Origin of the sequence: Pseudoalteromonas ruthenica (assembly GCF_008808095.1) — a bacterium.
Taxonomy (GTDB): Bacteria; Pseudomonadota; Gammaproteobacteria; order Enterobacterales; family Alteromonadaceae; genus Pseudoalteromonas; species Pseudoalteromonas ruthenica.
The window spans coordinates 869,557-894,258 of the sequence record NZ_CP023396.1 but is presented as its reverse complement, the minus strand read 5'-3'; the positions used below and the strand labels follow the sequence as shown (position 1 = coordinate 894,258).

At 48.4% G+C, this 24,702-nt stretch carries 23 protein-coding genes; 13 read left to right on the top strand and 10 right to left on the bottom strand.

Translation table 11 applies throughout. The annotated features are described in order from the left end of the window. Positions 1–252: 252 nt before the first annotated feature. Positions 253–3,144: an Ig-like domain-containing protein gene (locus tag PRUTH_RS04300; RefSeq protein WP_151172609.1), complete on the bottom strand. Its 2,892-nt coding sequence runs from the start codon at positions 3,142–3,144 to the stop codon at positions 253–255. Between the two features lie 165 nt (positions 3,145–3,309). On the opposite strand from PRUTH_RS04300, the gene PRUTH_RS04295 reads away from it, so the two are divergent. Continuing rightward, positions 3,310–4,644, top strand: coding sequence for a dicarboxylate/amino acid:cation symporter (locus tag PRUTH_RS04295; protein ID WP_045978389.1), 1,335 nt, complete (start codon positions 3,310–3,312; stop codon positions 4,642–4,644). Between the two features lie 54 nt (positions 4,645–4,698). On the opposite strand, the gene sohB is transcribed toward PRUTH_RS04295, so the two are convergent. Next, complete coding sequence (sohB, locus tag PRUTH_RS04290; protein ID WP_151172608.1) at positions 4,699–5,715, bottom strand: protease SohB; 1,017 nt, start codon at positions 5,713–5,715, stop codon at positions 4,699–4,701. Positions 5,716–5,815: 100 nt separating this feature from the next. After that, positions 5,816–8,221: a VolA/Pla-1 family phospholipase gene (locus PRUTH_RS04285; RefSeq protein ID WP_022943558.1), complete on the bottom strand. Its 2,406-nt coding sequence runs from the start codon at positions 8,219–8,221 to the stop codon at positions 5,816–5,818. A gap of 198 nt (positions 8,222–8,419) precedes the next feature. Here PRUTH_RS04285 and PRUTH_RS04280 point away from each other — a divergent pair, with 198 nt between their 5' ends. Beyond that, positions 8,420–9,169, top strand: a complete 750-nt coding sequence (locus PRUTH_RS04280) for a YciK family oxidoreductase (protein ID WP_022943559.1) — start codon at positions 8,420–8,422, stop codon at positions 9,167–9,169. A gap of 58 nt (positions 9,170–9,227) precedes the next feature. Here PRUTH_RS04280 and rluB read toward each other — a convergent pair whose 3' ends face one another. From rluB to rnm, 5 genes are read right to left on the bottom strand one after another with little or no spacing between them, the layout of a single operon-like run. After that, a complete protein-coding gene (gene rluB / locus PRUTH_RS04275; RefSeq protein ID WP_138507858.1) occupies positions 9,228–10,091 on the bottom strand; it encodes a 23S rRNA pseudouridine(2605) synthase RluB in 864 nt (287 codons plus the stop codon). Next, positions 10,088–10,678, bottom strand: a complete 591-nt coding sequence (gene scpB / locus PRUTH_RS04270; protein WP_151172607.1) for an SMC-Scp complex subunit ScpB — start codon at positions 10,676–10,678, stop codon at positions 10,088–10,090. Before scpB ends, rluB begins: the two co-directional genes overlap by 4 nt. A 58-nt stretch (positions 10,679–10,736) precedes the next feature. Continuing rightward, a complete protein-coding gene (locus PRUTH_RS04265) occupies positions 10,737–11,555 on the bottom strand; it encodes a segregation and condensation protein A (protein WP_130147633.1) in 819 nt (272 codons plus the stop codon). After that, a complete protein-coding gene (locus tag PRUTH_RS04260) occupies positions 11,555–12,175 on the bottom strand; it encodes an L-threonylcarbamoyladenylate synthase (protein ID WP_022943563.1) in 621 nt (206 codons plus the stop codon). Before PRUTH_RS04260 ends, PRUTH_RS04265 begins: the two co-directional genes overlap by 1 nt. A 25-nt stretch (positions 12,176–12,200) precedes the next feature. Beyond that, positions 12,201–13,034, bottom strand: coding sequence for an RNase RNM (gene rnm, locus PRUTH_RS04255; RefSeq protein ID WP_151172606.1), 834 nt, complete (start codon positions 13,032–13,034; stop codon positions 12,201–12,203). 483 nt (positions 13,035–13,517) lie between these two features. Between rnm and PRUTH_RS04250 the strand changes: the two genes are divergently transcribed. The 6 genes from PRUTH_RS04250 to trpA are packed head-to-tail and all read left to right on the top strand — an operon-like array spanning position 13,518 to position 20,045. After that, entirely contained in the window at positions 13,518–15,095 is a 1,578-nt protein-coding gene (locus PRUTH_RS04250) for an anthranilate synthase component 1 (RefSeq protein ID WP_151172605.1), read from the top strand. Beyond that, on the top strand, positions 15,092–15,682 hold the full coding sequence (locus PRUTH_RS04245; protein WP_151172604.1) for an aminodeoxychorismate/anthranilate synthase component II: 591 nt from the start codon (positions 15,092–15,094) through the stop codon (positions 15,680–15,682). Before PRUTH_RS04250 ends, PRUTH_RS04245 begins: the two co-directional genes overlap by 4 nt. 3 nt (positions 15,683–15,685) lie before the next feature. Further along, a complete protein-coding gene (gene trpD / locus PRUTH_RS04240) occupies positions 15,686–16,690 on the top strand; it encodes an anthranilate phosphoribosyltransferase (protein WP_053910392.1) in 1,005 nt (334 codons plus the stop codon). Next, positions 16,683–18,047 (top strand): bifunctional indole-3-glycerol-phosphate synthase TrpC/phosphoribosylanthranilate isomerase TrpF, encoded by a 1,365-nt coding sequence (gene trpCF, locus PRUTH_RS04235; protein WP_151172603.1) that lies wholly within the window; start codon positions 16,683–16,685, stop codon positions 18,045–18,047. Before trpD ends, trpCF begins: the two co-directional genes overlap by 8 nt. Positions 18,048–18,054: 7 nt before the next feature. Next, a complete protein-coding gene (gene trpB / locus PRUTH_RS04230; protein WP_151172602.1) occupies positions 18,055–19,242 on the top strand; it encodes a tryptophan synthase subunit beta in 1,188 nt (395 codons plus the stop codon). Continuing rightward, positions 19,239–20,045: a tryptophan synthase subunit alpha gene (gene trpA / locus PRUTH_RS04225; RefSeq protein WP_151172601.1), complete on the top strand. Its 807-nt coding sequence runs from the start codon at positions 19,239–19,241 to the stop codon at positions 20,043–20,045. The genes trpB and trpA overlap by 4 nt, the downstream gene beginning before the upstream one ends. On the opposite strand, the gene PRUTH_RS04220 is transcribed toward trpA, so the two are convergent. Next, positions 20,042–20,320 carry an HU family DNA-binding protein gene (locus PRUTH_RS04220; RefSeq protein WP_151172600.1) on the bottom strand — a complete coding sequence of 93 codons (279 nt, stop codon included), beginning with the start codon at positions 20,318–20,320 and terminating at the stop codon, positions 20,042–20,044. The genes trpA and PRUTH_RS04220 overlap by 4 nt on opposite strands. Positions 20,321–20,453: 133 nt before the next feature. Between PRUTH_RS04220 and PRUTH_RS04215 the strand changes: the two genes are divergently transcribed. Next, positions 20,454–21,035, top strand: coding sequence for an inner membrane-spanning protein YciB (locus PRUTH_RS04215; protein WP_151172599.1), 582 nt, complete (start codon positions 20,454–20,456; stop codon positions 21,033–21,035). A gap of 59 nt (positions 21,036–21,094) precedes the next feature. After that, entirely contained in the window at positions 21,095–21,733 is a 639-nt protein-coding gene (locus tag PRUTH_RS04210; RefSeq protein ID WP_053910388.1) for a CPBP family intramembrane glutamic endopeptidase, read from the top strand. Positions 21,734–21,753: 20 nt separating this feature from the next. On the opposite strand, the gene PRUTH_RS04205 is transcribed toward PRUTH_RS04210, so the two are convergent. Next, on the bottom strand, positions 21,754–23,178 hold the full coding sequence (locus tag PRUTH_RS04205; RefSeq protein ID WP_151172598.1) for a sodium-dependent transporter: 1,425 nt from the start codon (positions 23,176–23,178) through the stop codon (positions 21,754–21,756). A 171-nt stretch (positions 23,179–23,349) separates the two neighbouring features. Between PRUTH_RS04205 and PRUTH_RS04200 the strand changes: the two genes are divergently transcribed. From PRUTH_RS04200 to PRUTH_RS04190, 3 genes are all read left to right on the top strand, one after another. Further along, positions 23,350–23,652 (top strand): YciI family protein, encoded by a 303-nt coding sequence (locus PRUTH_RS04200; RefSeq protein WP_151172597.1) that lies wholly within the window; start codon positions 23,350–23,352, stop codon positions 23,650–23,652. 100 nt (positions 23,653–23,752) lie between these two features. Continuing rightward, the gene (locus PRUTH_RS04195) at positions 23,753–24,007 is read left to right on the top strand and encodes a PepSY domain-containing protein (RefSeq protein WP_022943802.1); all 255 of its coding nucleotides are present in this window, start codon (positions 23,753–23,755) and stop codon (positions 24,005–24,007) included. Then, complete coding sequence (locus PRUTH_RS04190; protein WP_022943803.1) at positions 24,007–24,681, top strand: response regulator transcription factor; 675 nt, start codon at positions 24,007–24,009, stop codon at positions 24,679–24,681. Before PRUTH_RS04195 ends, PRUTH_RS04190 begins: the two co-directional genes overlap by 1 nt. The last annotated feature ends 21 nt before the right edge of the window (positions 24,682–24,702 follow it).

The following is a 24,702-nucleotide window of genomic DNA, read 5'->3' as shown; positions in this document are numbered from 1 at the left end:
ACCTATCTCTTTTTATAATGATTGCCCTTGTTCGTGGGCACGAATAAATATAGGTATATCTACAAACACCTATTGTTACAAGCTTTGACGCTAAACTTTTATCTAATCAGCGATTTTTTGACCAGCTGTTGCTGTGATTTTGTCCGTTATGGTGATTAATCACCGATGCACAGGCTAACGCCGGGCAATATATAGGAATAAAAACAAAAATGCCAACCGAGTGGTTGGCATTTTGTTTAACAAGACGCGCTATTATTGATCGTCAATGACCTGCATAGCTTTGGATACAACTTTGTCATCCACATCTTCAAGTCCAGATGGAATAGTAAACATCACCGTTAAACTGCCCACACTTTTTCGATTCCCTTCTGACTCCCGAGAGATCAACACTCTAGAGCGAGTTGGCTTATCGGTGTTCGTGTTTCCAATTGTTCCGCTATGCTCTAAAATATCGATATCGCCGTTAGCCGTGGTAATAGACACTTCCGTACCCACTGGCAGAGGGTTGCCAAATTCATCACTGTAGTAAATATCGACTACCTGAGATGCCAAACCACCATTTTCCTCTGAACTCACATCAACTGACTCAATGTCACATTTACCAGCAACGTTAGTTGACTCAAGCACACGTTGAGCATCACTGGTGCAGCTATTTGAATCAATCACAAACCTTACGTAAGGTTCATCACCAGACATCACCAGCTCAAGACTATTACGTACCTCAATTAGCTCACGAGTACACTCACCGGCTGCTTCAGCTTCTTGTGAACACAATAGACCATTGTATTTGCCATCCGCTTCATCAAAGATGCCATCGTTATCGAGGTCACGCCATGTCTCGTTATGACCGCCTCGTGAGATTAGCTCTGAACAAGGGTCAGTAGGCCCAGGTGCAGGGTCACAGTTAGCTTTATCGAAGGTGCCGTTTTCGTTGTGATCGATAAAGGCTTCGCTTAAGTCATACTCTTGATAGTATTCACCAATATCGAACAGGCCGTTACGGCGAGTAATACCACCGCTCGACTCTTCATCAACGAAATTCTCTTGGCCTTTGGCTACCGCCATCACGGTAACGCGGCCACCCATTACAATACCGTTAGGGTCATTTTTAGCCCGAATCATGCCGTTGATACAAGGTGCCGCTGCACCAAAATAAGGGTCGCAGTTTTGAACACCGGTTTTTGGGTTAATGCCCTCGGTGGTAGATGAGTCGCCATCGATATCACCGATACGGTTACCCCATTTGTAATCCCAAAATGGTCTATCACCTTGGCTGCGCCATTGAATGGTACAGGCCGCATCGGTGGTTTGACACTTAAAGGTGGGGTTAAACTGCGTGCCATCAAGCAAACCAGTAGCGCCTGCCTCGGCAAGTACGGTTGCTTCAACGCCATCGCCGCTTAGCTGATTAAACTGGTCGCCAAAAAATACCGTAAGATTGGATACCACATTGTTGTAATAAAGCGAGTTGGAATTTATAACGTCGGTGCTTAAATCAAAGCTATTTTGATCAGTCACGCCTGAGCTTAATGTAAGTAAGCTAGACACCGAGCTGATTTGCTCACTTAGTGGAATAAGTCGAAGTTCGCCTTCAGGACAAGAGCTTGGGGCATCGGCTGCTTGACACGCTTCATATTCATCAACCCAACAGGTCAAATCATCACCTTCAGGCAGCGCCGCAACGTCTGCTTTTGGCACGTAGCAGGCTTTTACAACTAGGGCACCAGGGACCACACCTGATGTGACCGTGGTTTGCACCACACCGTTGTTATCAGTATTACCTGTTACCTGAGTCAGCCCAGCTTCACCGGTACCGTCCGTCAAACGAAAATCAATGCGGTCTTGAGCGACTGGGTTGCCGTCCTCATCAAGGAGCTTAAAGCGCACTACAGATTGTGTAGGAACACCGCCTTCACCTGGAGGAAGAGCGATAAACGCCTCGCTTACATCCATAAATTGAATAGATTGTACGGGTGAGGCCTCAACCGGAATAATAGTTGTTGCGGTGTAGTTTTTACCGCCAGTCTCTACCGTTACAGTGACGTTATCGCTAATGTTACAGCCGTTCGCGCGGTACGTTGCTGTAGCAATACCGGCACGCGATTTTACTTTGTCATCCAAAGTAGACTGACCACTGGCCGCACAAGTAGAACTAAATTCCACATCGGTTGGGGTTTGGAATAGGCTGCCTTCCTCATCGCGAAGCTGCACTTCGATAACCGTACTGCCACCGGCTTTAAGTGGGATAACGTTATTGTTGTTATCCGTTGCCAAGCCGTTATCAACTGTCAGCTCTAAATCTACCACACCTACAGCAAAGTTGGTGGTGTCGGTAACGCCCAATGCTTCCGCGGTAATCGTGCCTGCGCCACCTTGGTTGCCTGGCTGTAAACGCAGCAGTGCGCGGCCAAATGAGTCGGTTAATGCAGTACCAGACGATGGTAATACTGTACCCACGGATGTCTCGGCATTAACGATTGCCGAGCCTACGCCATCGCCACTTTGAATGCTGGTTACTTCAACGTAGATCTCGCCCACTTCATTAGAAGAAATGCTATTTACGATGTTACAACCAGTATTTGGGTCACGAGGGTCAAGCATCACGTTATCACGATCATTATCCCAGCCAGCGTTACAACCAGTGAGCAGTAACACGTCAACATCGGCGGTTTCCTCGGTCACAACAACGTCATCACCTTGGGTGGTAAAATCCGCTTGCGCTGCCACCTGCTCACCCGCCGCCGGAATGTAAGTTGCGGTTACACGACCCGCGCCTTTCACTTGACCTGGGCCAATAGTGACCTGTGCGACACCATCTGCGTTCGTTTGTGCAGAAGCAGGTTTTAGCTCACCTAGGGTATTGCCACTTACTTGCTGCAGGCTAAACTCAATGGCCTTACCAGACACAGAGCCTGAAGTTGCGCTGAGCGTTGCTACTGCTTGCGCCGGGTTGTCATTAGAAATAGGATTTTCGGCAGATATTTCGTTGCCTTCACTGTCCACCACGGTTACGGTAATGGAATAACTACCGGAAGAACTACCATCTCCCCCCGTGTCACCACCTTCTTCTAAACTGCCGCCGCCACCGCAGGCGACTAGAAGTAAACTCAGTAATGAGGCACTGAGCAATCGCACAAAACGCATTGACTTCTCCCTAACGTTTTATTGTTTAAATTATTTACTTAATATTAACCCAGGATGAGTGAATTACGCATTCCTTTTTTGAAAAAAGTTGTCGTTTTTCGCTGCATTGAGTGATTTTCGCTGATAGGCTATAGCGAATTACAATAACGAAGATGAATCATACCTATGTCTGAAAAAGGTTCAATGTCTCTCACCACGCGTATTATGATTGGTATGGCGCTAGGTGTTGTTGTCGGCTTTTTGTTCAAGTTGATTTTGGCCGGTGAAGACGAATTATTACTTGATTTAGGCTTGTTTGCCTTTCCTGTTAAAGGCTTTTTTGTTGACGGTTTATTCAATATTGGCGGGCAAATCTTCATTGCCAGCTTAAAAATGTTGGTGGTGCCACTGGTATTTGTGTCCCTCGTTTGTGGTACTTGTAGCCTCAGTGACCCGAAAACCTTAGGTCGTTTAGGTGGTAAGTCTATCGCCATGTATGTGGGTACCACCGCCATTGCCATCACCGTCGCCATTACCTTAGCGTTGTTAGTAAGCCCTGGCGATGGCGTCACCTTGCCAAATGATGCGACCTTTGATGCTAAAGAAGCGCCGACGCTGGCTCAGGTCATCATCAATATGTTCCCCACGAACCCTATTGATGCTATGGCCAGTGGTAACATGTTGCAAGTCATTGTTTTTGCGCTACTATTCGGCATTGCAATGGCTCTCAGTGGCGAAGCGGGCCAGCGCCTAAGCGCCGTTTTTGAGGACCTTAATAACGTCATTCTTAAACTGGTTACCTTACTTATGAACATTGCCCCTTACGGGGTCTTTTGTTTGATGGCAAAACTGTTTACGACCATTGAGCTGGGGCTTATTTGGAGCCTGATGAAGTATTTCGGTGTGGTGGTCGCAGCGCTGCTGATCCATGGGTTAATTAACTACTCTATCCTATTGAAAGTGCTGACTGGCTTAAATCCTGTCACCTTTTTATCGCAAATGAAGCACACTTGTTTGTTTGCGTTTAGCACCTCAAGTTCCAGTGCAACCATGCCTATTACACTTGAGACCGCGACTAAAAAGCTCGGTGCCAGTAACTCCGTTGCCTCATTCACTGTGCCACTGGGAGCCACTATTAATATGGATGGCACCGCCATCATGCAAGGCTGTGCAACCGTGTTTATCGCTCAAGTGTTTGGTGTCGATTTAAGTATTTCAGATTACCTAATGGTTATTCTTACCGCCACATTGGCATCCGTTGGAACCGCTGGAGTGCCAGGAGTAGGCCTGATTATGCTGGCGATGGTACTGAATCAGGTGGGGCTCCCCGTCGAAGGTATCGCGATTATTATCGGCGTCGATAGATTGTTAGATATGACGCGTACAGCGGTAAATGTGACCGGTGATTGTATGGTTACCTGTGTTGTCGCCAAATCTGAAGGGCAGCTTGATGAGACCGTCTTTAACGATCTCGAGTCGGCTAAAGAACTGGAAGAATATAAGCCCAAAGCAAGAAGCTAATCTTACTTGTATAAAAAAACCTCGCCGTTGTGGCGAGGTTTTTTTATATCTAAATTAAGGTCTCAGGCGCTGACCCTTAGACCATATCTTTAAACCTGCTTTTTCCACCGCTAGGCTTAGGCTATGCGCGACTTTATCCGCCAAGCCTTGTTTTTTCTTATAGCTCACTTTGTAAGCTTGTCGCTCTTTACTCAGTGCCAGTAATTCATCATCACTGGTCGTGATTCTATCCACTAACCCTTTTTCTTTGGCATCAATTGCAAACCAGTGCTCCCCGGTAGCGACGGTGCCTAAGTCTAATTCAGGGCGATGCTCGCTGACAAAGTGTTTGAACAATTGATGCGTTTGCTCGATTTCTTGGCGGAACTTTTCTCGCCCTTCATCGGTGTTTTCACCAAACAAAGTGAGGGTCCGCTTATATTGCCCTGCGGTAATGAGCTCTAGATCAATATCGTTCTTTTTCAGCACCTTATTAAAGTTTGGTATTTGCGCAACCACACCAATAGAGCCAACAATAGCAAAAGGCGCAGCAATGATTTCATCGCCAACACATGCCATCATATATCCACCACTGGCGGCGACTTTATCAATGGCGATGGTCAGTGGTATCTGTGCCGCTTTCAAACGGGCCAGTTGCGACGCTGCTAAGCCATACCCATGAACAACGCCTCCGCCGCTTTCCAAGCGCACTAATACCTTATCTTTTTGCTTATCGGCCAATGTTAAAATCGCCGTGACTTCCTCACGTAGGCTCTCAACTTCATGAGCATCCATGGAGCCAACAAAATCAATCACGTATAGGCGCCCTTGCTCTGCGTCACCGCTGTCACTTTTAGCTGCCTTTTTCTGTTCTTTCTTGAGCGCTTTTAAGGCTTTTTTATCCAGGGTGTTTGCTAAAAAGTCATCTTTCAACTGTTTTAACTTTGCTGAGAGATCGTCAACCTGAAGTGATCCTTCTTTACTTTTAGGTTTATTTGCCGCTCCTGCAATCATTGCGATGATAATGACGATTGCCACTAAAAAAGTCAGGGTTTTTGCAAAAAATAACCCGTATTCATAAATATACTCCACCTAGAGTCCCTCTTTCATTGTTGATGCACGGCAATGTAGCACAGCCATTAGCCACAAAAAAGCCGCGCAATTGCGCGGCTGATAGTCGAAACCAGTGTGCTTACTGGGCTATCACATCTTCATTAGTGATAGGCAATATCGTACCTTTGGATTTCAGATAGGTCGCTACTTGCTGTTGCATTTCAGCATTCGCTGCGGCGCTATCTGCTGCACTTGCTCCTGCTTGCGGGTTCGCAGCTGGCGTCAAAAGGGTACCATGGTGGCCTTTACTAAAGCGTACAAGGTAGCTTTGTGGGCTATCTGCTAACTGCGTTTGTGCTGCATTGTCAGCGCCCATCATCATTGCAAGTGGAATAGTGCCGGCAATGGGGTTGCTCTCAACCATAGGCGGGATCACCGTATCCGGCTTGTTTTCCATGCCATCACCCACAACCACGCTGGTGTAAACTGGGGTTTGCTGTGCGTTTACACGCATTGCGTAGTTGGTTGGGTCTCCAGCATCAAGCAATGTTTGTGCAGCGTAGGTAAACTGCGTTAACAACCCTTGAATATTAGCCAAGCTGGCAGTGTCACCTTGAGCTGTTAACTGCGCTAAAAACGCTTGGTAACCACAGCCAACATACGCCTCTTGGTTATCAATAAATTGTGCACAGCTAGAGACTGCGCCCTCTTGTAGGAATGCGCCAAACGCTGCTGACTCATCGGTTCCTGCGCCAGCTAATACTGAACCCTGGATAAATGGCCCAAATGAATCTGAAGCAAGTAAGAAATTGGCGATACCGCCACCACCACTGCCAAGTGCCACAGTGTTCACTTTAAACAATGGATCAACCTGAGGGTCAAGCTCCGCATTCGTCATGGATAAGAAAGCCGGGGCCACAACCGCACCTAAGGAGTGACCGACGAAGCCCACATCCATCGTGTTGAGCATAGGGTCGTTGGCAAAATTAAGACCTAGGCGCAAACCCAATAAATCCGCAGCTGATTGGCGTAAGTTATCACGCGCCACCAGCAATGAATTCAAATTCATATACGCAAGCACAGAGCCTGTGGTCGCATTAAAATCGTCAGTGCCATCGTTGTCGACATCGATTCCACGCTCACCGTGAGCCGGGTGGTCAATAGCAACAGTGGCAAAACCTTGAATACTTAGCGCCGCAGTCAACGCCAGCATATCCTCTTTGCGACTGGTAATCCCATGTTGCATGATAACAACTGGCCAGCCAGCAGCAGGCATGCTCATGGCATCAAGCCCAAGCTGACTGCGGATAGCGTTTAAGGTCATTAAATCTGCCGGTTTTGTAACCTGTACAGGTATATTGCGATAGCTCTGCACTTTCGGAATGGTGTTGTATTTCGTTAGGTGACGTTTGTCATCCAAGCTTAAATCACGCAATTGACCGCCGCTGAGAGCGGCACATATCGCATCATTTTCACTCACTGGTTGCTCAGGGAATGCTTCGCCAGCCTGCTCTTTGTAACCAAGTACGGTTACAGCGCTGTCGCAGTTTGCTTGCCAGTAGGTGTCGTTTAAATCACTGAGTTCTTTGCCTTGTGGGCTTTTTAAGTAGTAAGGAAGAACAATGCTGCCTTTTTCATAGCTCACTGCGTTAAATGCAGGATTAATGTCTTGCATGCCTTGAGCCGCAAAAACCTGCCCTACTGTGAGCGCAGGCTGTTGTGGGATCATCATCTCAGGCTTAGGTAAGCTATCTTGAGTGAGCGACGCAGCAAGCAAGCTTTTAATCGTGCCGAGCACTTCACCTGCACTTTGCATGGTCATCGCCGCTGAGTAAATAATGTCGTCTTTGCTTAGGTCACTGCCGCCAACAATAACGTCTTCGTAACTATTGATCACCGCTTGCAAACTCAGTTGCTGCTCAGTAACAAGTGGGTCTTCACTGCTAACGCTAGCATAGGTCGATGACGGGGCAATGGCGTTACCGGCTGAGTCGGTCAGGCCGTTAGTCAATACCGTAATGTACGAGCGCCCTTGAGTAAATGGCTTAAGTGGTACAACAGCCACGGAATTACCACTGGCTTGGGTGATAAAGTCGACGCCAAAGTTAAGTTCTTTAACATATTCACAGGCGATGCCTGCCGGTACTTGGGCGCAGGTTTGTGAGCTTTGGTCGGCGCCCATCACAACTTCAAAAATACGCACATTACCCGGTGTTGCAGCCGATGTTGCATCAAGGCTTACACCAGGGGAAAAATCGAAATCAATGGCATACGGCATTTGCGTCGACCACCCATCTAACGCACCGAGCGCCAGTTGGGGGTTAGTGTAATCATCGCCTTCACCAGGAATATTCAAGGTGCCATCGGTGGTGCCGCTTAAAAGCAGATCATTGGGTACGGAGATTTCCCCGGCACCGGGGTCAAACACCACTGTGGATTGCGGAACAACCGTAGGTGTTTCATTTTTAACGTCTTCGAGCGTTTCTCCGCCACCACAGCCAGCGAGCGCAGACGCTACAGCGAGAGGAAGTAGCAATTTTTTCATGTTGTTGGCTCCAAACCTTTTTTATTGTTATCTGCTTATTATGTGTGTATTAAAGATAGCAAAATGTTAATGACACATTAGACCAGTTTAACTTAACGTAAACCTATGCCTTTCGCCACTTAATTTTGTAATTAAATCGATTACTTGTTATTTGAGTATGGTAAAATTCTTAAAAAGATCATGCTCTAGGTGCAGCTTATGCAAAACTACCAAGCAAGTGCAAATGCATTAGATGAAAAAGTCATATTAATTACTGGGGCTGGCGACGGCATCGGCCGGGTTGCCGCGTTAACCTATGCCAAATACGGTGCTACAGTAATTTTATTAGGTAAAACAACTAAAAAGCTCGAAGCAGTTTACGATGAAATCGTCGCTGCAGGTGGCCCACAACCAGCGATTGTTCCATTAGATTTAAAAGGCGCCACGCAGCAAAATTACCGTGACCTGGCCGCCACTATTGATCAGCAATTTGGTAAGCTCGATGGCTTATTAAACAATGCGGGTATCCTGGGTGCATTAGGCCCAATGGAACATTTCTGTACATCCACTTTCGAGAACATCATGAAGGTCAATGTCACTGCGCAAGCAATGCTGACCAAAGCGTTGTTTCCTGTGTTAAAGAAATCAAACAATGCATCGGTTGTGTTTACGTCGTCGGGCGTTGGCCGCGAAGGCCGCGAATTTTGGGGAGCTTATGCTATTTCTAAATTTGCCACCGAAGGCATGATGCAGACGTGGTCGAAAGAAGTCGATAAAACCAATATTCGCATCAATTGTATTAACCCAGGTGCCACCCGCACGAGTATGCGTGCCAGTGCTTACCCGGGAGAAGACAAAGACAAGCTAGCAACGCCTGAGGACTTGATGCCCACGTACCTTTATTTAATGAGTGATGACTCTAGTGACGTTAATGGTCAGTCGTTGGATGCGCAAATTAAAAAGAAATAATTAGCACATCATAGATGTAAAAAACGCCGCGTTGATTGCGGCGTTTTTTACATCTGAATTAACGGCGTTTCTTTTGTTGTTGCACGCGCTGATTATGCTTTTTAACAGCCTTTCTAATGCGGTTCACTTTAGCGCGTTTGTCTTTTCGCTTGATAGGGTCAACCGATAACTTAGTTTGTGTTTCAGGCTTTAACTTAACGGTCTTACGCAGGTAATTCACTTTACTGAGTTCAAGTTCTTCCCAGCCACCTTGTGGTAAGCGCTTATTGAGCTCCAGCTCGCCATAACGTACGCGGATCAGGCGCGATACTTCCACTCCTTGAGATTGCCACATACGACGTACCTCACGGTTACGGCCCTCGCTCAATGTAACGTTAAACCATTTATTGATGCCCTCACCGCCCATAGGCTTAACACTATGAAAACGTGCCGGCCCATCATCGAGCTCCACGCCTTTGGTGAGGTTGCGAACTGCTTCTTTGCTTACATCACCAAATACGCGCACCGAGTATTCACGCTCAATTTCGTAGCTCGGGTGCATCACCCTGTTGGCGAGCTCTCCATCGTTGGTAAATAACAGCAACCCTGAGGTGTTAATATCTAAACGACCAATGGCAATCCAGCGGTCACCTTCAATTCGCGGTAGTCTGTCAAATACCGTACGACGCCCTTCAGGATCTTTACGAGTGCACAGTTCACCTTCGGGTTTGTGGTACATTAATACCCGACACACTCGCTCTTGTGGCTCTTCAACTTTGACAATGTGGCCATCAACACGAATGGTTTGATTAGGCTCAACGCGATCGCCTAAGCGCGCCACTTTGCCATCAACGCTCACGCGGTTGGCCTCGATGTACTTTTCCATCTCGCGACGGGAGCCGACGCCGGCTCTGGCTAGGACTTTTTGTAACTTTTCACTCATTCAGATGGTTCTCTCACAGAAGGATCGTGTAATAACTTGTCTATCTGGCTTTGCTGCTGCTCAGGGAGCGGCGGTAATTGCTCTAAGCCAGATAGCGAAAAATAATCTAAAAATTCATTCGTCGTCGCATATAACGCGGGGCGACCAGGGACTTCCTTATGGCCAATCACCTTCACCCAACCGCGCTCCTGCAATGTTTTCATAATATTGCTAGCAACTGTCACACCGCGCACTTGCTCTATTTCGCCTCGGGTTATAGGTTGACGATAGGCTATCAGTGACAGGGTTTCCATTAACGCCCTTGAATATTTCGGTGCCCGTTCTTGGAATAGCTTGCTGAGCCAAGGGCTTAAGCTGCTGCACGCCTGAAAGCGATAGCCTGAGCCAACGTGCACCAAGCGGATCCCTCGGGTTTGATAATGCGCGCTGATGGCCTCTAAAGCTTCATTAACGCGCTTAGAAGACACATTAATATCACTGAGTACAGTTTCTTTGAGTTGTTTTTTTGTCAGCGGTTGAGGGGCAACGAAAATTGCCGCCTCTAGCAACTCTATAAGCTGCTCGTCACTAATGCGTCGCGTGCTCATGCTCAGACCTCCATCGCGGGCGCTATTATGGCAGAGCTACACCATAAGGCAATGCAAATCACGCTGCAGCATGCTCTTTTAAACGCACATGTATGGCACTTTCGCTATTAGCTTGTTGGCAGTGAATAAGCCCTTCTTTGGTGAGCTCTAATATGGCTATAAAGGTCACCACCACACCGGCGCGCCCTTCTTGTGGGGTAAATAGCAAGGCAAAATCGACATAACCAGAGTGGTTTTGTAATTGCGCTAAAATAGCGCTCATGCGTGCTCGGGTCGATAGCTGCTCAGGAGTGATATGATGATGCTCAAAGGTTTTGGCTCGGGCCATGACATCACTGAGTGCCAGCATTAATTCTTCTAGCGCTACTTCGGGAAATAAAGGTTCAGGCATAGCCGCTTCTTCAACTAACGCGTGAGCGGTAAAAATATCGCGCTCCATGCGCGGCAATTCATCGAGCTGCTCCGCCGCCTTTTTAAATTGCTCATATTCTTGCAACCGTCTGACCAGCTCGGCGCGAGGGTCTTCCTCTTCCTCACCCAGCTCTTCATGCACAGGTAACAATAAACGTGATTTTATCTGCGCCAATAGCGCCGCCATTACCAAATACTCACCGGCGAGCTCCAATTGAAACTCACGCATCATTTCCACATAGCGCATATATTGCTCGGTGATGCTAAAAATAGACAGCTCAAGGACATCGAGTTTGTGCTTTTTGATAAGATAAAGCAGCAAGTCCAAAGGCCCTTCAAAAGTCTCGAGTACGACTTCTAGGGCATCCGGTGGAATATATAAATCTTCTGGCTTTTCAACCACGGCCTCGCCGCGAATAAACGCCAGCGGCAGCTTTTGCTGCTCTACCAAAGTATCTTGGGTCATTATTTGAAGGGACTGGGATCACCACAACCGACACGCAAAATCTCCACTGCGTCATCGGACAAATCCACCACAGTAGTCGCCTGTTCACTCAAAAAACCACCATGGATGATCACATCGACGTGCTTCTCTAAACGATCGCGAATTTCATCGGGGTCAGACTCGGTGAATTCAGCGCCAGGCAAAATCAATGAACACGACATTAAGGGTGCGCCAAGCTCTTCAAGTAACGCCTTACTAATAGGATGATCGGTGACGCGAATACCAATGGTTTTCTTTTTATCATTTAATACTCGTCGTGGTACTTCCTTAGTGCCTTTGAAAATAAAGGTATAAGGGCCTGGCGTATTATTCTTGATCAACCGAAACATCTGGTTATCAACGCGTGCATAGGTCGCAAGCTCTGATAAATCGCGACACATCAAAGTAAAATTATGGTGCTTTTCGATACCCCGAATTCGGGTGATCCGCTCTTGCGCGGCCTTTTCCCCTAGTTGGCATCCTATGGCATACCCTGAATCGGTGGGATAGACCATTACGCCGCCTTTGCGCACAATATCCACCGCTTGTTGGATCAGCCTTGGCTGCGGGTTTTGCGGGTGAATGTGAAAAAATTGACTCATGTTTATCCTTGCTTTGTGATAACGACTACTGCCAACGCTGCCATACGCCTTCACAGTCTTTAGGTAAGTATAGGTTCTTTCCTAATTCTATGTAAGGTAAAGGAAAATGGAAATCAGAACCTTGCGAGCACAGCAGCCCATGCTCACGCGCAAGCTGCCCTAAAAACTGCCTTTCACAGGGCGCTTGTTGGGTTTGGGCCACTTCCATTGCATCGCCACCGAGCGTGGCGAATTCGTTTACTAACTTACGCAGCCACTTATTCGACATTTTGTATCGAGCCGGATGCGCGAGCACACTTTGCCCACCCGCTGCGGCAATGGCCTTAATGGCGGTGTGCATGTCACACCATGTACTTGGTACATACCCGGTGTTGCCGCGACTGAGGTATTTTTTGAAGATGCCTTGAAAGGTCTTCGCTGCGCCTTGCGCCATTAACACCCGGGCAAAATGGGCACGCGTTACTTGCGCCTCAGCGGCCAGCTCACAGGCTTGTTCATAGGTGTTTTCAAACCCTGCCTTCTGCAGACGTTCGCCTATTTTTACCGCTCGTTCACTGCGCTTTTGCTGTTGTTCAGCCAATAACGCTGTCAGTTCCGGAGCCTGAGTGTCAACCTGCAAGCCAACAATATGAATTTCAAAGCTGTGCCAGCGCGTGGATATTTCTACTCCGGCGACTAATTCTAGGTCGAGCGCCTGCGCAGCTATCGCGGCGCGCGCTGCAGCGATACCGGCAATGGTATCGTGATCGGTGAGCGCGAGCACATCAACTCCCTTGTCGGCGGCTCTTGAAACCAACTCATCAACACTTAAGGTCCCGTCGGAAAAATTACTGTGGCAATGTAAATCGTACTTAAGCACACAGCCCTCTTAACAGCTATCAATAATGCCATTAGCTTATCATTTTTCACCCCGCAGCGCGGCAATAACTTTTTATTTATAAAATGGTTGACACTGATGCTCAGCTAGGTTTAACTAACAGCCATCAATTAATTAGGATTATCAAGCTCATGCAGTCACAGGCTAACAACACACATATGACATGGTGGTGGCACTCGTAATCGCGGGTGGAATTAGTCGTGCGCAGTGAGTACTGCCTGATTAACAAAACCCGCAGCAAGCGGGTTTTTTTTGTATCTAAACAAAGGTAAGTAACATGATTTTAACGCAGTTCGTAACAGTAATTTGGTGGTGGCACTCGAGATAGCGGGTGGGCCTTGTTACGGCTGAGCATAATTGCAACCCGCAGCTTTTCGAAGTATGCGGGTTTTTTGTTTTTAGGCCATCATCATTGCTAGCAGCAATAAAAGCGATGGCAATACATTTTGGGAATGAGGACTTTTTATGATTTTTAGCCACATCTCGACCGAGCCCGGTCAGGTGACCAGCATTAGCCAGCGGCGAGACTATATCCCCTCTGCGCTGAGCCTATTCGCCAAGCTCGATACCGATAATAGCCTGTTACTGGAGTCCGCAGAAATAGACTCCAAAGCCAATTTAAAAAGTATCGTATTAGTTGATAGCGCATTGCGCATAGAGTGTAACGGCAGCGAGGTCAGTGTCGTCGCGCTATCAAACAACGGTGCGCAACTGCTGCCTTATTTGCAGCGCCACATCGATGCCGGCACCACCACACTCGATAACACCACCTTGCAAATCAGCTACCCGCCCGTGGCCAGCGATTTAGATGAGCATGCTAAGCTCAAAGCGGCCAACGCCTTCGATACCCTACGTCAGTGCATTAATCGCATCAGCGACAACTCTGACAATCCGTTTGCCATTTTCTTAGGCGGCGTAATGGGCTACGACATGGTCGCGAATGTTGAGCAACTTCCCGCCGTCGAGGCAAAAGATAACAGCTGCCCAGACTATGTTTTTTACCTTGCTGAAACCCTAGTGGTGGTTGATCACCAAGCACAGAGCACTGAAATTATCGGTAACGTGTTCAATGGCCCGCAAGTGCATGCCAATTGCTTTGAGGTAGGACAAAAAGTCGAACGCTTAAACACCCTCTGTGATGACGTGGAGGTACTACCGGCGCCACAGGCAACGGCGCAGCCTGTAGAAGCCAGTGTCGATATCAGTGACGAAGACTTCAAGGCGCAGGTTAGCCAACTAAAGCAACATATTATCGACGGTGATATTTTTCAGGTGGTGCCTTCACGAACCTTTACTCTGCCTTGCCAACAGCCATTAGCGGCCTATGCACAGCTGAAAACACAAAACCCCAGCCCCTATATGTTCTATTTGCGCGACCAAGATTTTACGCTATTCGGCGCTTCTCCTGAATCGGCCTTGAAATACTGTGCCCAGAGCAATCAAGTTGAGGTGTATCCGATAGCGGGCACGCGCCCGCGTGGGAAGCATGCCGATGGACGTTTAAATTTAGACCTCGATTCGCGCATCGAGCTTGATTTGCGCAATGATGGCAAAGAGCGCGCCGAGCACATTATGCTCGTCGATTTAGCGCGTAATGACGTCGCTCGTATCAGCCAGGCCGGCACGCGTCACGTTAAAGAGCTACTCAAAGTCGATAGATACTCCCATGTCATGCACCTTGTTTCGCGGGTGGTAGGACAGTTAAAAGAAGACCTTGATGCACTGCACGCTTACTCGGCCTGTATGAATATGGGCACTTTGGTTGGCGCCCCCAAGGTCAGCGCTGCACGCTTAATTCGTGAGGTAGAAAAGAAACGCCGAGGCAGCTATGGCGGTGCCGTCGGCTATCTCACGGGTGAGGGAGCCATGGACTCTTGCATTGTTATCCGCAGTGCTTTTGTCAAAGATGGTCTGGCCCATGTGCAAGCCGGCGCTGGGGTGGTTTATGACTCAGACCCGCAAAGTGAAGCCGATGAGACTCGCGCAAAAGCCGGCGCCGTACTGCGCGCTATCGCCACCAGCCAAGGAGCAACAAACGCATGAATTATAAGATTTACTTCTTAGATAACGAAGACTCTTTCAGTTATAACTTGGTGGATGAATTTGCGCAGTTGCGCCAAGAGTTGGTGGTGTATCGCAATACCGTGGCGGCGGAAGTCATATTCGAGCGCATGTGCGCAGAAACCCAGCCGGTGGTGCTCGTGCTGTCCCCCGGGCCCGGCGCACCCGATAGCGCGGGATGTTTAATGGCGCTCATTGACCTGTGTCGGGGACGTTTCCCGATGCTTGGGATTTGTCTCGGGCAACAAGCATTAACGCAGGCGTATGGGGGTGAAATTGGCCATGCCCAGCAAACGGTGCATGGTAAATCATCCACCATTAGCTTAACGCCTCACCCCGCTTTTAATGGTTTTGGCGAGCACCTCGTGGTGGCCCGTTACCATTCCTTAGTGGCAACCAAGGTAAGCGAGCAATTAGCGATTATCGCGCATTATCAGGGCATGCCGATGGCTGTGTGTCAGCATCAAGATAAGGTGCTTGGCTATCAGTTTCACCCAGAGTCGATTCTAACTCCTCATGGCGCGCAACTATTGCAGCAAAGCCTTGAATATTTAACAGCACAGGGGTAACTCATGGATGTAATGAATAAGCTGTATCAGCAGCAGGACTTAACCTTTGCAGAGTCACAGCAGCTGTTCGATAGCGTAATGCGCGGCGATATTGATGATATCACCCTGTCGGCCATGCTTACCGCGCTGAAAATTAAGGGTGAATGCGCCGACGAGATTGCCGGGGCCGCCGCCGCTATGCGCGCCAATGCCCTGCCCTTTAACACCTCGGCGCAACACTTGGTCGATGCCTGTGGCACCGGTGGTGATGGTGCCAACACTATTAATATCAGCACCACGGCAGCGCTTGTAGCCGCCGCCTGTGGAATTAATATGGTTAAACATGGTAACCGCAGTGTATCGAGTAACTCAGGGTCGTCTGATTTGTTACAAAGCCTGGGTATCAATATCGATATGAGCCCAGAGCAAGCCGCCGCGATGCTAGAGCAAACCGGCTTTGCGTTTTTGTTCGCTCCGCTTTACCACCAAGGGGTCAAGCACGCGATGGCGGTGCGTACCACCCTTAAAACACGAACCCTATTTAATATTCTCGGGCCGCTTGCTAACCCGGCAGCACCGGATTATCAATTACTCGGGGTGTACGACCCTGCCTTATGCTTACCGATGGCAAAGACCCTGCAGACCTTAGGGTGCAAACGGGCGATGGTTGTCCATGGTGCCGGCACCGATGAAATCGCCTTACACGGTGAGACTCAAGTGGTTGAACTCAACCAAGGGCAACTGCATGAGTACACCTTAAACCCCAGTGACTTCGGACTTGCAAACTATTCACTTGCGCAACTCAGTGGTCAAGGGCCAGACTACAACGCCAATGCCACGCGGGCGATTTTAAGCGGCCAAGGAGAGCCGGCGCACACCAGTGCGGTGGTGATCAATGTCGCAGCGTTATTAGTATTGACCGGTAAAGCGGCTAATTTCAAAGAGGCCAGCGCGCAGGTTCAAGACGTTTTACAATCCCAGCAAGCACAACGCACGCTTGATACCATCATTGAGGTCAGTCATGGCTAATGTATTAGAAAAAATTGTTGCCGATAAACGCCACGAGGTAGCGCAGCGTCAACGCACGCAACCGTTAGCGAGCTTTATTGACGACATCACTGCGAGCGACCGTGATTTTTATCGTGCCCTGAAACAGGGCCCAACGAGCTTTATTTTGGAGTGTAAAAAGGCATCGCCCTCAAAAGGGCTTATTCGTGATGTCTTTAACCTGGATGAAATCACTGCCGTCTATAAAAAGTACGCCAGCTGTATTAGTGTGCTGACCGACGAAAAGTACTTTCAAGGCCATTTTGACTACTTAACCCAGGTACGACAGAAAGTCAGCCAGCCACTGATTTGCAAAGATTTCTTTATCGACCCTTATCAAGTTTATTTGGCTCGTTTACACGGCGGTGATGCTATTTTGTTGATGCTTTCAGTGCTTGATGACGACACCTATACGGCGCTCAGTAAACTGGCTAAGTCACTGAATATGGATGTATTAACTGAGGTAAGCAATGAACAGGAAGTAACTCGGGCGCTGGCGTTGAACGCCGAGATCATCGGTATCAATAACCGTGACTTACGCGACTTATCGACCGATTTGGCGACCACTGAACGGCTTCGCCAATTGATCCCCAGTGATAAAGTGGTGATTTCTGAGTCGGGCATTTACAGCCATAAAGACGTGCAGCGCTTAAGCCCCTTGTGTGACGGGTTTCTGGTTGGCAGTTCTATTATGGCCCAGGCTGATATTGAAAGCGCTTGTCGCGCCTTAATTTTTGGCGAGCATAAAGTCTGTGGTCTTACGCGCTCACAGGATGCACAAGCGGTATACCAAGCTGGTGCCTATTATGGTGGCCTGATTTTCTATCCAGGCTCACCCCGCTATGTTGACATTGATTGCGCCAAGGCCATTGTCGATAGTGCGCCGCTGCATTATGTGGGGGTTTTCGTTGACGCACCGGTTGCGCAAGTCAGCGACTATGCCACGCGATTAAAACTGGCCGCCGTGCAGCTGCATGGTGTGGAGGATGAGCATTATATTCAGTCGTTACGCCAAGCGCTGCCGTTATCGTGCCAAATTTGGAAAGCACAAGCGGTGGCTGCGCAGCTGCCTAAAGCGCTCGCGGGCGTCGACCGTATTCTCTATGACACGTATAGCAAACAAGCGAAAGGTGGCACCGGTGAGCAATTTAACTGGCAACTGCTGGCGCAGGCTGAGTCCCCTTTCATGCTGGCAGGCGGCTTGACCCCTGGCAATATTGCTGACGCTTTAGCACACAACGCAACCGGGCTGGATATTAATTCCGGCGTAGAAACCGCACCCGGTAAAAAATGTACACAGAAAATTAATGCTGCCTTTGCGGCAATTCGGAATTATTGAGGTGGTTATGAGTAATTCAGCCTATTTTGGCGATTTTGGCGGCATGTTTGTGCCGGAGCTTTTGGTGCCGGCGCTTAAACAGCTAGAAGCCGAGTTTAATAAATCACAACACGACCCGCTTTTTGAAAAAGAGTTTCACTCTTTGCTCAATGAATATGCCGGCCGTCCGACACCCTTAACGTTAACCCGTAACTTAGTGAAAAACCCCAAGGTCAAACTGTACCTTAAGCGTGAGGATTTACTTCACGGTGGCGCCCATAAAACCAACCAAGTGTTGGGCCAGGCCTTGCTCACCAAACGTATGGGCAAAGAGGAAGTCATCGCCGAGACCGGCGCTGGTCAGCACGGTGTGGCTACGGCTTTAGCCTGTGCGCTGTTGGGTTTAAAGTGCCGCATTTATATGGGCGCTAAAGACGTCGAGCGCCAGCAGCCTAATGTATTTCGTATGCGCTTGATGGGCGCTGAAGTGATACCTGTTACCGCCGGCTCTGGTACCTTGAAAGATGCCGTGAACGAAGCGCTGCGTGACTGGTCAGCGAATTATAAAACGGCGCACTACCTGCTCGGCACCGCTGCCGGACCACACCCTTTCCCAACGGTGGTGCGCGAGTTCCAAAAAATGATTGGTGAAGAAGCCAAACAACAGGTTCTGGCAACCGAAGGGCGTTTACCCGATGCGGTCATTGCTTGTGTCGGCGGCGGCTCTAACGCCATTGGCATGTTTACCGATTTCATTGATGAGCCGAGCGTTAAGCTGATCGGCGTTGAACCCGCAGGTAAGGGCCTTGATAGCGGTGAACATGGCGCGACCTTATGTCGTGGTAGCAAAGGAATTTTGCATGGCGCTTACACCTACATCATGCAAACTGAGCAAGGCCAAATTGAAGAGTCTTACTCAGTATCGGCAGGCTTAGACTACCCTGCAGTGGGGCCTCAGCACGCGCATCTGCATGAAAGCGGCCGCGCCCAATATGTAGGTATCACCGATGATGAGGCGCTCGATGCATTTAAGGCGCTGGCACGCCATGAGGGCATTATACCGGCACTTGAGTCGAGCCACGCACTGGCCTATGCCCTCCAGTATGCGGAGCAACAAAGTGAAGAGTGTATTATTGTTGTAAACCTCAGCGGCCGAGGTGACAAAGACTTGGCCCATGTGCATCAAGTGCTTGCTGCTAAAGGAGATATATCATGAGTCGTTATGCCACCACCTTCGCCAACCTCGCCGAGCACAATGAAGGCGCGTTTGTGCCATTTGTGACCCTGGGCGATCCGGGTAAAGCACAAAGTATTGCCATTATTAAAAGCCTGATTGATGGCGGTGCCGACGCATTAGAGTTGGGCATCCCCTACTCCGACCCAATTGCCGATGGCCCGGTGATTCAGGCCGCCAATATTCGTGCCTTAGAGGCGAACATTAGCACCGGTGATTGCTTTGACATCATTCGCGAAATTCGCGCCTATAACGCAGATATTCCAATTGGTTTACTACTGTATTCTAACTTGGTACTAGCCCGTGGACCGCAGCAGTTTTACCAACAAGCCAAAGACGCCGGGGTAGACTCAATCTTGGTCGCTGATGTGCCCTTACATGAGTCGAAAATGTTCCGTCAAGCGGCGACTGAAACCGCCATCGAGCCGATTTTTATCGCCACCCCCAATGCCGATGATGACACCCTTCGACAATGCGCCTCTTACGGGCGCGGTTACACCTACTTGCTCTCCCGAGCTGGCGTCACGGGCACCGAAACCAAAGCGCAAATGCCGGCGGATTCGATGATTGCCAAGCTAAAAGAATATCATGCCGCACCCGCGTTGCTTGGCTTTGGTATCAGCACTCCGGATGATGTGAGCCAAGCCCTTAGCAGTGGTGCTGCGGGGGCTATCAGTGGCTCCGCCGTGGTAAAAATTATTGCCGCCAACTTGGACCACCCAGAGGCCATGTGTGAAGAGCTGAAAGTGTTTACTATCGCTATGAAAGAGGCGACCAAGGGTTAGCCTGGTTGTATGTGGTCTTTTAATGCCTTGGCGCATTTAAAGGCCACTTTATTTTGCCCTGCTATTTCTATTTCCTCCCCTGTTTGCGGGTTACGACCGCGTTTCGCCGGATGATAGCTAAGCGAAAAGTTACCAAACTTAGGTATAAATACCGCATCCCCTTCGTGTAAAGACCGCGTTATCGCCTCAACGAGCGATGTTAACGCTGCCGCAGATTGTTGCTTAGTTAATCCACTGCGCCCATGCATGGCATCAATTAGTTGCTTTTTGTTCACGGTGCTACCTACTGAAAACTCAAAGCCGCGCAGCCTAAAAGGCGACAATGAAAATGTCAATGTCGCACTGATGCTTGAGCTTGCTCTCAGATACTGGTAAAACGGCTGCTACCTAATGTAATGGACGTCGTGAATGAGTACTTTAATTGAATACATTCCGCTAATTTTATTTTTCGCTGTTTATAAACTCGTTGATATCTACTGGGCGACAGGCGTATTAATCGGCACCAGTGCCCTACAGCTTGCTTATGGCTATCTCAAAGAGGGCCATATTGCTAAGCGTCATTGGGTGTTTTTCGCTATCGCCCTGGTGTTAGGAACCATGACCATTCTGTTTCGAGATGAGCATTTTATCCAATGGAAGGCCACCTTCATTTATGCGCTGTTAGCGCTGGTGTTATTAGCCGCACGGCTGTTTTTCAAAAAGAACCTAGTGCAAAAGGCTCTCACTGGGTTGCTCAAGTCGGTAGAAGAGAAACAAGGCGGTGAGCAAGGCCAAGAGATTACGGTACCAGAGCGGATTTGGGAGCAGTTAAACATTTTCTGGGTTATTTTATTTGCCGTTATTGCAGTGCTCAACATTTATGTTGCCTACAATTTCTCGCTCGACTTTTGGGTAAACTTCAAAGTGTTCGGCCTTATCGGCATCACCTTTATGGCTATTATTGCCACGATTATGCGTCTTTACCCTTACTTTCCTGAAGAAGAGTCATAAAGCTGTCGTACAGCCCTGCTACACTGAGTACATATTGAGTGTAGCAATGGGCTGAAACATTGAATAACGCGCAGTATCGCTGGCTAGAGCTGTTCTGTATCTTTATCCTATTGCCGGTTGCCGGCTTGCTGATGCGCGAGTATTTGCATAATTGGCTGATCCCAGCGTTAATTACCCTCACTGCGGTGTGTTGTTTTGTTCTGCTTACCGATCCCCACTTTAAACGCTTTCGCATCACATCCATGGGGCAGTTCTCAGCGGTGCGTAAGCGCATTGCCACGTTTTTTCTCACCGGAGCATTATTCTCGGGTGTACTCTATGGCATTCTCAATCAGGAAAACTGGTTTAGCTACCCGCTGCAATCACCATTGAGCTGGTTGATGCTACTGGTGTTATACCCGCTGCTCTCTGTGTTGCCACAAGAGCTGATTTTTCGCACCTATTTCTTTCACCGCTATAAACCCATCATTCCTAGCAAAACTTGGCGTATTTGGTTAAGTGCAAGCGTATTTTCCTTGGCACACATGGTTTATGGGAATTGGGTTGCGATAGTATTATCGTTTTGCGGTGGGCTACTGTTTTCTTATACCTATGCGCACTCACGCTCCACACTTGTGTGTGTACTGGAACATAGTTTGTGGGGGTTGTGGATGTTTACTCTGGGACTTGGCAGTTATTTAGATTCGGGGGCTATTTAGGCTAGCCCCCGACCGGCAAATTAAAAGCCGAAAATACTGATGGCGAAAAACTTGGTTGCCACAGTATTGATGAAAATCAACAGCAAAATCGCTGGGATAAAGGTTGATAGTGAGAAATTCACGTACTTTTGCATAAAGCTGCCTTCGTAACTAGCGCAGCCTTGCGAAAGCTCATCATTCAAACGCGCCTTCTTCCAACGATACATAACAAACAAACACACCATCAAGCCGTTAAGAGGTAAAATGGTGTCATAAAACACGTCATAAACCACATCAAAGAAGCTCTTATCAGCATCACCGTAGTGGGTGAACTGAGTCAACCAATCGACCATGCCAAATGATACGGTACAGCCAATGGTGAGTAAGCCGATAGCGCCTGCTAAAACTAACAGTGCTTTTTTGCGGCTGTAGCCCTTTTCCTCAATAAGCGTTGCTGTGGGCACCTCGACAATCGACACCAACGACGTAATGGCAGCAAAAAACACCAACAAGAAAAATACAAACGCCACCATAGACGCGCCCATATAACCAATATCGGTTTGCAGTGCCAAAAGAATCTTCGGTAAATAAACAAATATCATCGACACCGACGACTCTGAGAGCTGGCTTGGGTCAGTATCCGGATTAAAGCTAAAAATGGCTGGCAACACCATTAAGCCGGCGGTAAAAGCCACCAGCGAATCGGTGATGGCGACCATCTTTGCGCCACCAACAATATCATCCTTCTTTGAGATGTAGGACGCGTAGGTCATCAAAATCCCCATCCCTAACGACAGCGAGAAAAACGCTTGTGATAAGGCACCATTGAGTACGCTGGCATTCATTTTTGAGAAATCCGGGACCACATAATAGCGCACACCCGCCATGGCATTATCCAAAGTCAACACATAGGCAACCAAACCGATGAGCAGCACAAAAAGGGCTGGCATTAAAAACTTCGCAGCCTTTTCAATGCCCTCTTTGACGCCACCGACGAGGATTAAGTTAACCACAATGGCGACCACCACCATGTAGCCAAAAATACTGTATTCATTAATGAAGCGGCCAAAGTTACCGGGGTCGGCAAGCGCATCGAGATTGCCCATGGCTGTTTGTGCCAGATAACCAAAAATCCACACCGTAATAACCATGTAAAACACCGCAATCATAAACGGCGTCAGTACCGCAAGAACCCCTGCACCGCGCCAGCGCGGTGAATTATCCGACAGTGTTTTGTATGCGCCATAAGGGTCTTTTTGCGCTTTTCGGCCCATGGCCATTTCCGCCATCATGACCGGCAAACAAATAAACGCCACAAACAGTGCATAAACTAAAAGAAAGGCACCACCGCCGTTTTTGGTGGCGGAAACAGGAAACCCAACGAGGTTGCCAATACCTACCGCAGAGCCTGCAGCAGCAAGAATAAAGCCCAAGCGAGAGCTAAAATGTTCACGTTTTTCGCTCATAGAAAAACCTTGTTATTGTTTTAACCCGACTCTACCAGTGTTAAACAAAGCTTTTCAAGCTTTAACGACTGCTGGTGAGCGCGGTCCCATTTAAACAACGATATTAATTTACAACGCCTATCATTGCTGGCTATCATAAATGTAATCGATACCAAGCACTTGGTTATTATTATGTTGTACATGATTTATTCCACCGATGTGGAAAATTCGCTCGAGCAGCGTCTTAAAGCGCGTCCAGCGCATCTTGCACGCTTGCATGAGTTACAGCACCAAGGGCGCTTACACCTTGCCGGACCACTTCCAGCGACGGACAGTAACGACCCGGGTGGAGCTGGCTTTACCGGCTCATTAGTGGTGGCTGAATTTGCATCTTTAGAAGATGCACGGGAATGGGCCGCTGATGACCCCTACATCGCCGCTGGTGTATATGAAAACTCAGTAGTCAAGCCCTTCAAAAAGGTGCTTCCAGCGTAATTCAGTAAAGGTTAATTGATTTTTTGTATGCTTGCGACATTGCCGCTGCAAGTGCAGTGTATGTTGCGCAACGAAAGATCAATTGGGAGTTCTTTGAACCATGCTTAAATATATAGCCGCTATATTTACTGCTTTTGTTTTAGCCACGTCAGTGGCCCAGGCTGGCTCAACGCCCCCCAAAGACATTGATAAAAAGCAGGCAGTGGCAATTGCCAAAGAAGCCGAAAACGGTAAAGTGTTAAAGATATCTGAACAAAGGGAAAAGTTTATTGTTCGTATATTAAAGCCCAAGGGCCGTGTGGTTGACGTCAGCGTCTCAAAACGCACCGGGCAGGTAGAGAAGGAAAATAATTAATGCGCATACTAGTAATTGAAGACGACTTACATTTGGCAGATAACCTGCGTAGTGCCCTAGAAAAGGAGCGCTACAGCGTTGATTTGTGCAATGATGGAGAAGCGGGCCTTTTCCATATTTGTGAATACCCACTGGATATGGCGGTGGTTGATTTAGGCTTACCAAAAATTGATGGTATTGAGCTTATCAGACAAGCCCGTAAAAATGGCGTCGACATCCCTATCTTAATTTTGACTGCGCGCGATCGCTGGCAAGATAAGGTCGAAGGCCTCGATGCCGGTGCCGACGACTACCTTACCAAGCCATTTCATGTGGAAGAGTTAATTGCTCGTTGTAACGCATTAATTCGTCGCAGTGCGGGTCAGGCTAACCCTGAAATTGAAAACGGCCCAATCCGTATTCATACACGCTCGCAGCAGGTATGGGTAGAAGAGCGCGAGCTCAACCTGACCGCTTACGAATATAAAGTGTTGGAATATCTGATGGTGAATCCACAAAAAGTGATTTCTAAATCGGAATTGACCGAGCACATTTACGACCAAGACTTTGATCTCGACTCTAACGTGATAGAAGTATTTGTTCTGCGTCTGCGCAAGAAACTGGACCCAGAAGGCACCCTGAACCCCGTTGAGACCCTACGTGGGCGAGGATACAGGCTGCGCACCCAGTGGTAGGAAATCAAGTTTCACTGAAAA

What these genes read in the sequence shown, in the direction of transcription:
- PRUTH_RS04295 (WP_045978389.1), top strand. Translation starts at nt 3,310, where the DNA reads ATGTCTGAAAAAGGTTCAATGTCTCTCACCACGCGTATTATGATTGGT.
- trpCF (WP_151172603.1), top strand. Translation starts at nt 16,683, where the DNA reads ATGGCTAATGTATTAGAAAAAATTGTTGCCGATAAACGCCACGAGGTA.
- trpD (WP_053910392.1), top strand. Translation starts at nt 15,686, where the DNA reads ATGGATGTAATGAATAAGCTGTATCAGCAGCAGGACTTAACCTTTGCA.
- PRUTH_RS04285 (WP_022943558.1), bottom strand. Translation starts at nt 8,221, where the DNA reads ATGAAAAAATTGCTACTTCCTCTCGCTGTAGCGTCTGCGCTCGCTGGC.
- scpB (WP_151172607.1), bottom strand. Translation starts at nt 10,678, where the DNA reads ATGAGCACGCGACGCATTAGTGACGAGCAGCTTATAGAGTTGCTAGAG.
- PRUTH_RS04245 (WP_151172604.1), top strand. Translation starts at nt 15,092, where the DNA reads ATGAATTATAAGATTTACTTCTTAGATAACGAAGACTCTTTCAGTTAT.
- rluB (WP_138507858.1), bottom strand. Translation starts at nt 10,091, where the DNA reads ATGAGTGAAAAGTTACAAAAAGTCCTAGCCAGAGCCGGCGTCGGCTCC.
- PRUTH_RS04200 (WP_151172597.1), top strand. Translation starts at nt 23,350, where the DNA reads ATGTTGTACATGATTTATTCCACCGATGTGGAAAATTCGCTCGAGCAG.
- PRUTH_RS04300 (WP_151172609.1), bottom strand. Translation starts at nt 3,144, where the DNA reads ATGCGTTTTGTGCGATTGCTCAGTGCCTCATTACTGAGTTTACTTCTA.
- trpB (WP_151172602.1), top strand. Translation starts at nt 18,055, where the DNA reads ATGAGTAATTCAGCCTATTTTGGCGATTTTGGCGGCATGTTTGTGCCG.
- PRUTH_RS04205 (WP_151172598.1), bottom strand. Translation starts at nt 23,178, where the DNA reads ATGAGCGAAAAACGTGAACATTTTAGCTCTCGCTTGGGCTTTATTCTT.
- PRUTH_RS04250 (WP_151172605.1), top strand. Translation starts at nt 13,518, where the DNA reads ATGATTTTTAGCCACATCTCGACCGAGCCCGGTCAGGTGACCAGCATT.
- PRUTH_RS04215 (WP_151172599.1), top strand. Translation starts at nt 20,454, where the DNA reads ATGAGTACTTTAATTGAATACATTCCGCTAATTTTATTTTTCGCTGTT.
- PRUTH_RS04190 (WP_022943803.1), top strand. Translation starts at nt 24,007, where the DNA reads ATGCGCATACTAGTAATTGAAGACGACTTACATTTGGCAGATAACCTG.
- PRUTH_RS04280 (WP_022943559.1), top strand. Translation starts at nt 8,420, where the DNA reads ATGCAAAACTACCAAGCAAGTGCAAATGCATTAGATGAAAAAGTCATA.
- trpA (WP_151172601.1), top strand. Translation starts at nt 19,239, where the DNA reads ATGAGTCGTTATGCCACCACCTTCGCCAACCTCGCCGAGCACAATGAA.
- PRUTH_RS04260 (WP_022943563.1), bottom strand. Translation starts at nt 12,175, where the DNA reads ATGAGTCAATTTTTTCACATTCACCCGCAAAACCCGCAGCCAAGGCTG.
- PRUTH_RS04195 (WP_022943802.1), top strand. Translation starts at nt 23,753, where the DNA reads ATGCTTAAATATATAGCCGCTATATTTACTGCTTTTGTTTTAGCCACG.
- PRUTH_RS04265 (WP_130147633.1), bottom strand. Translation starts at nt 11,555, where the DNA reads ATGACCCAAGATACTTTGGTAGAGCAGCAAAAGCTGCCGCTGGCGTTT.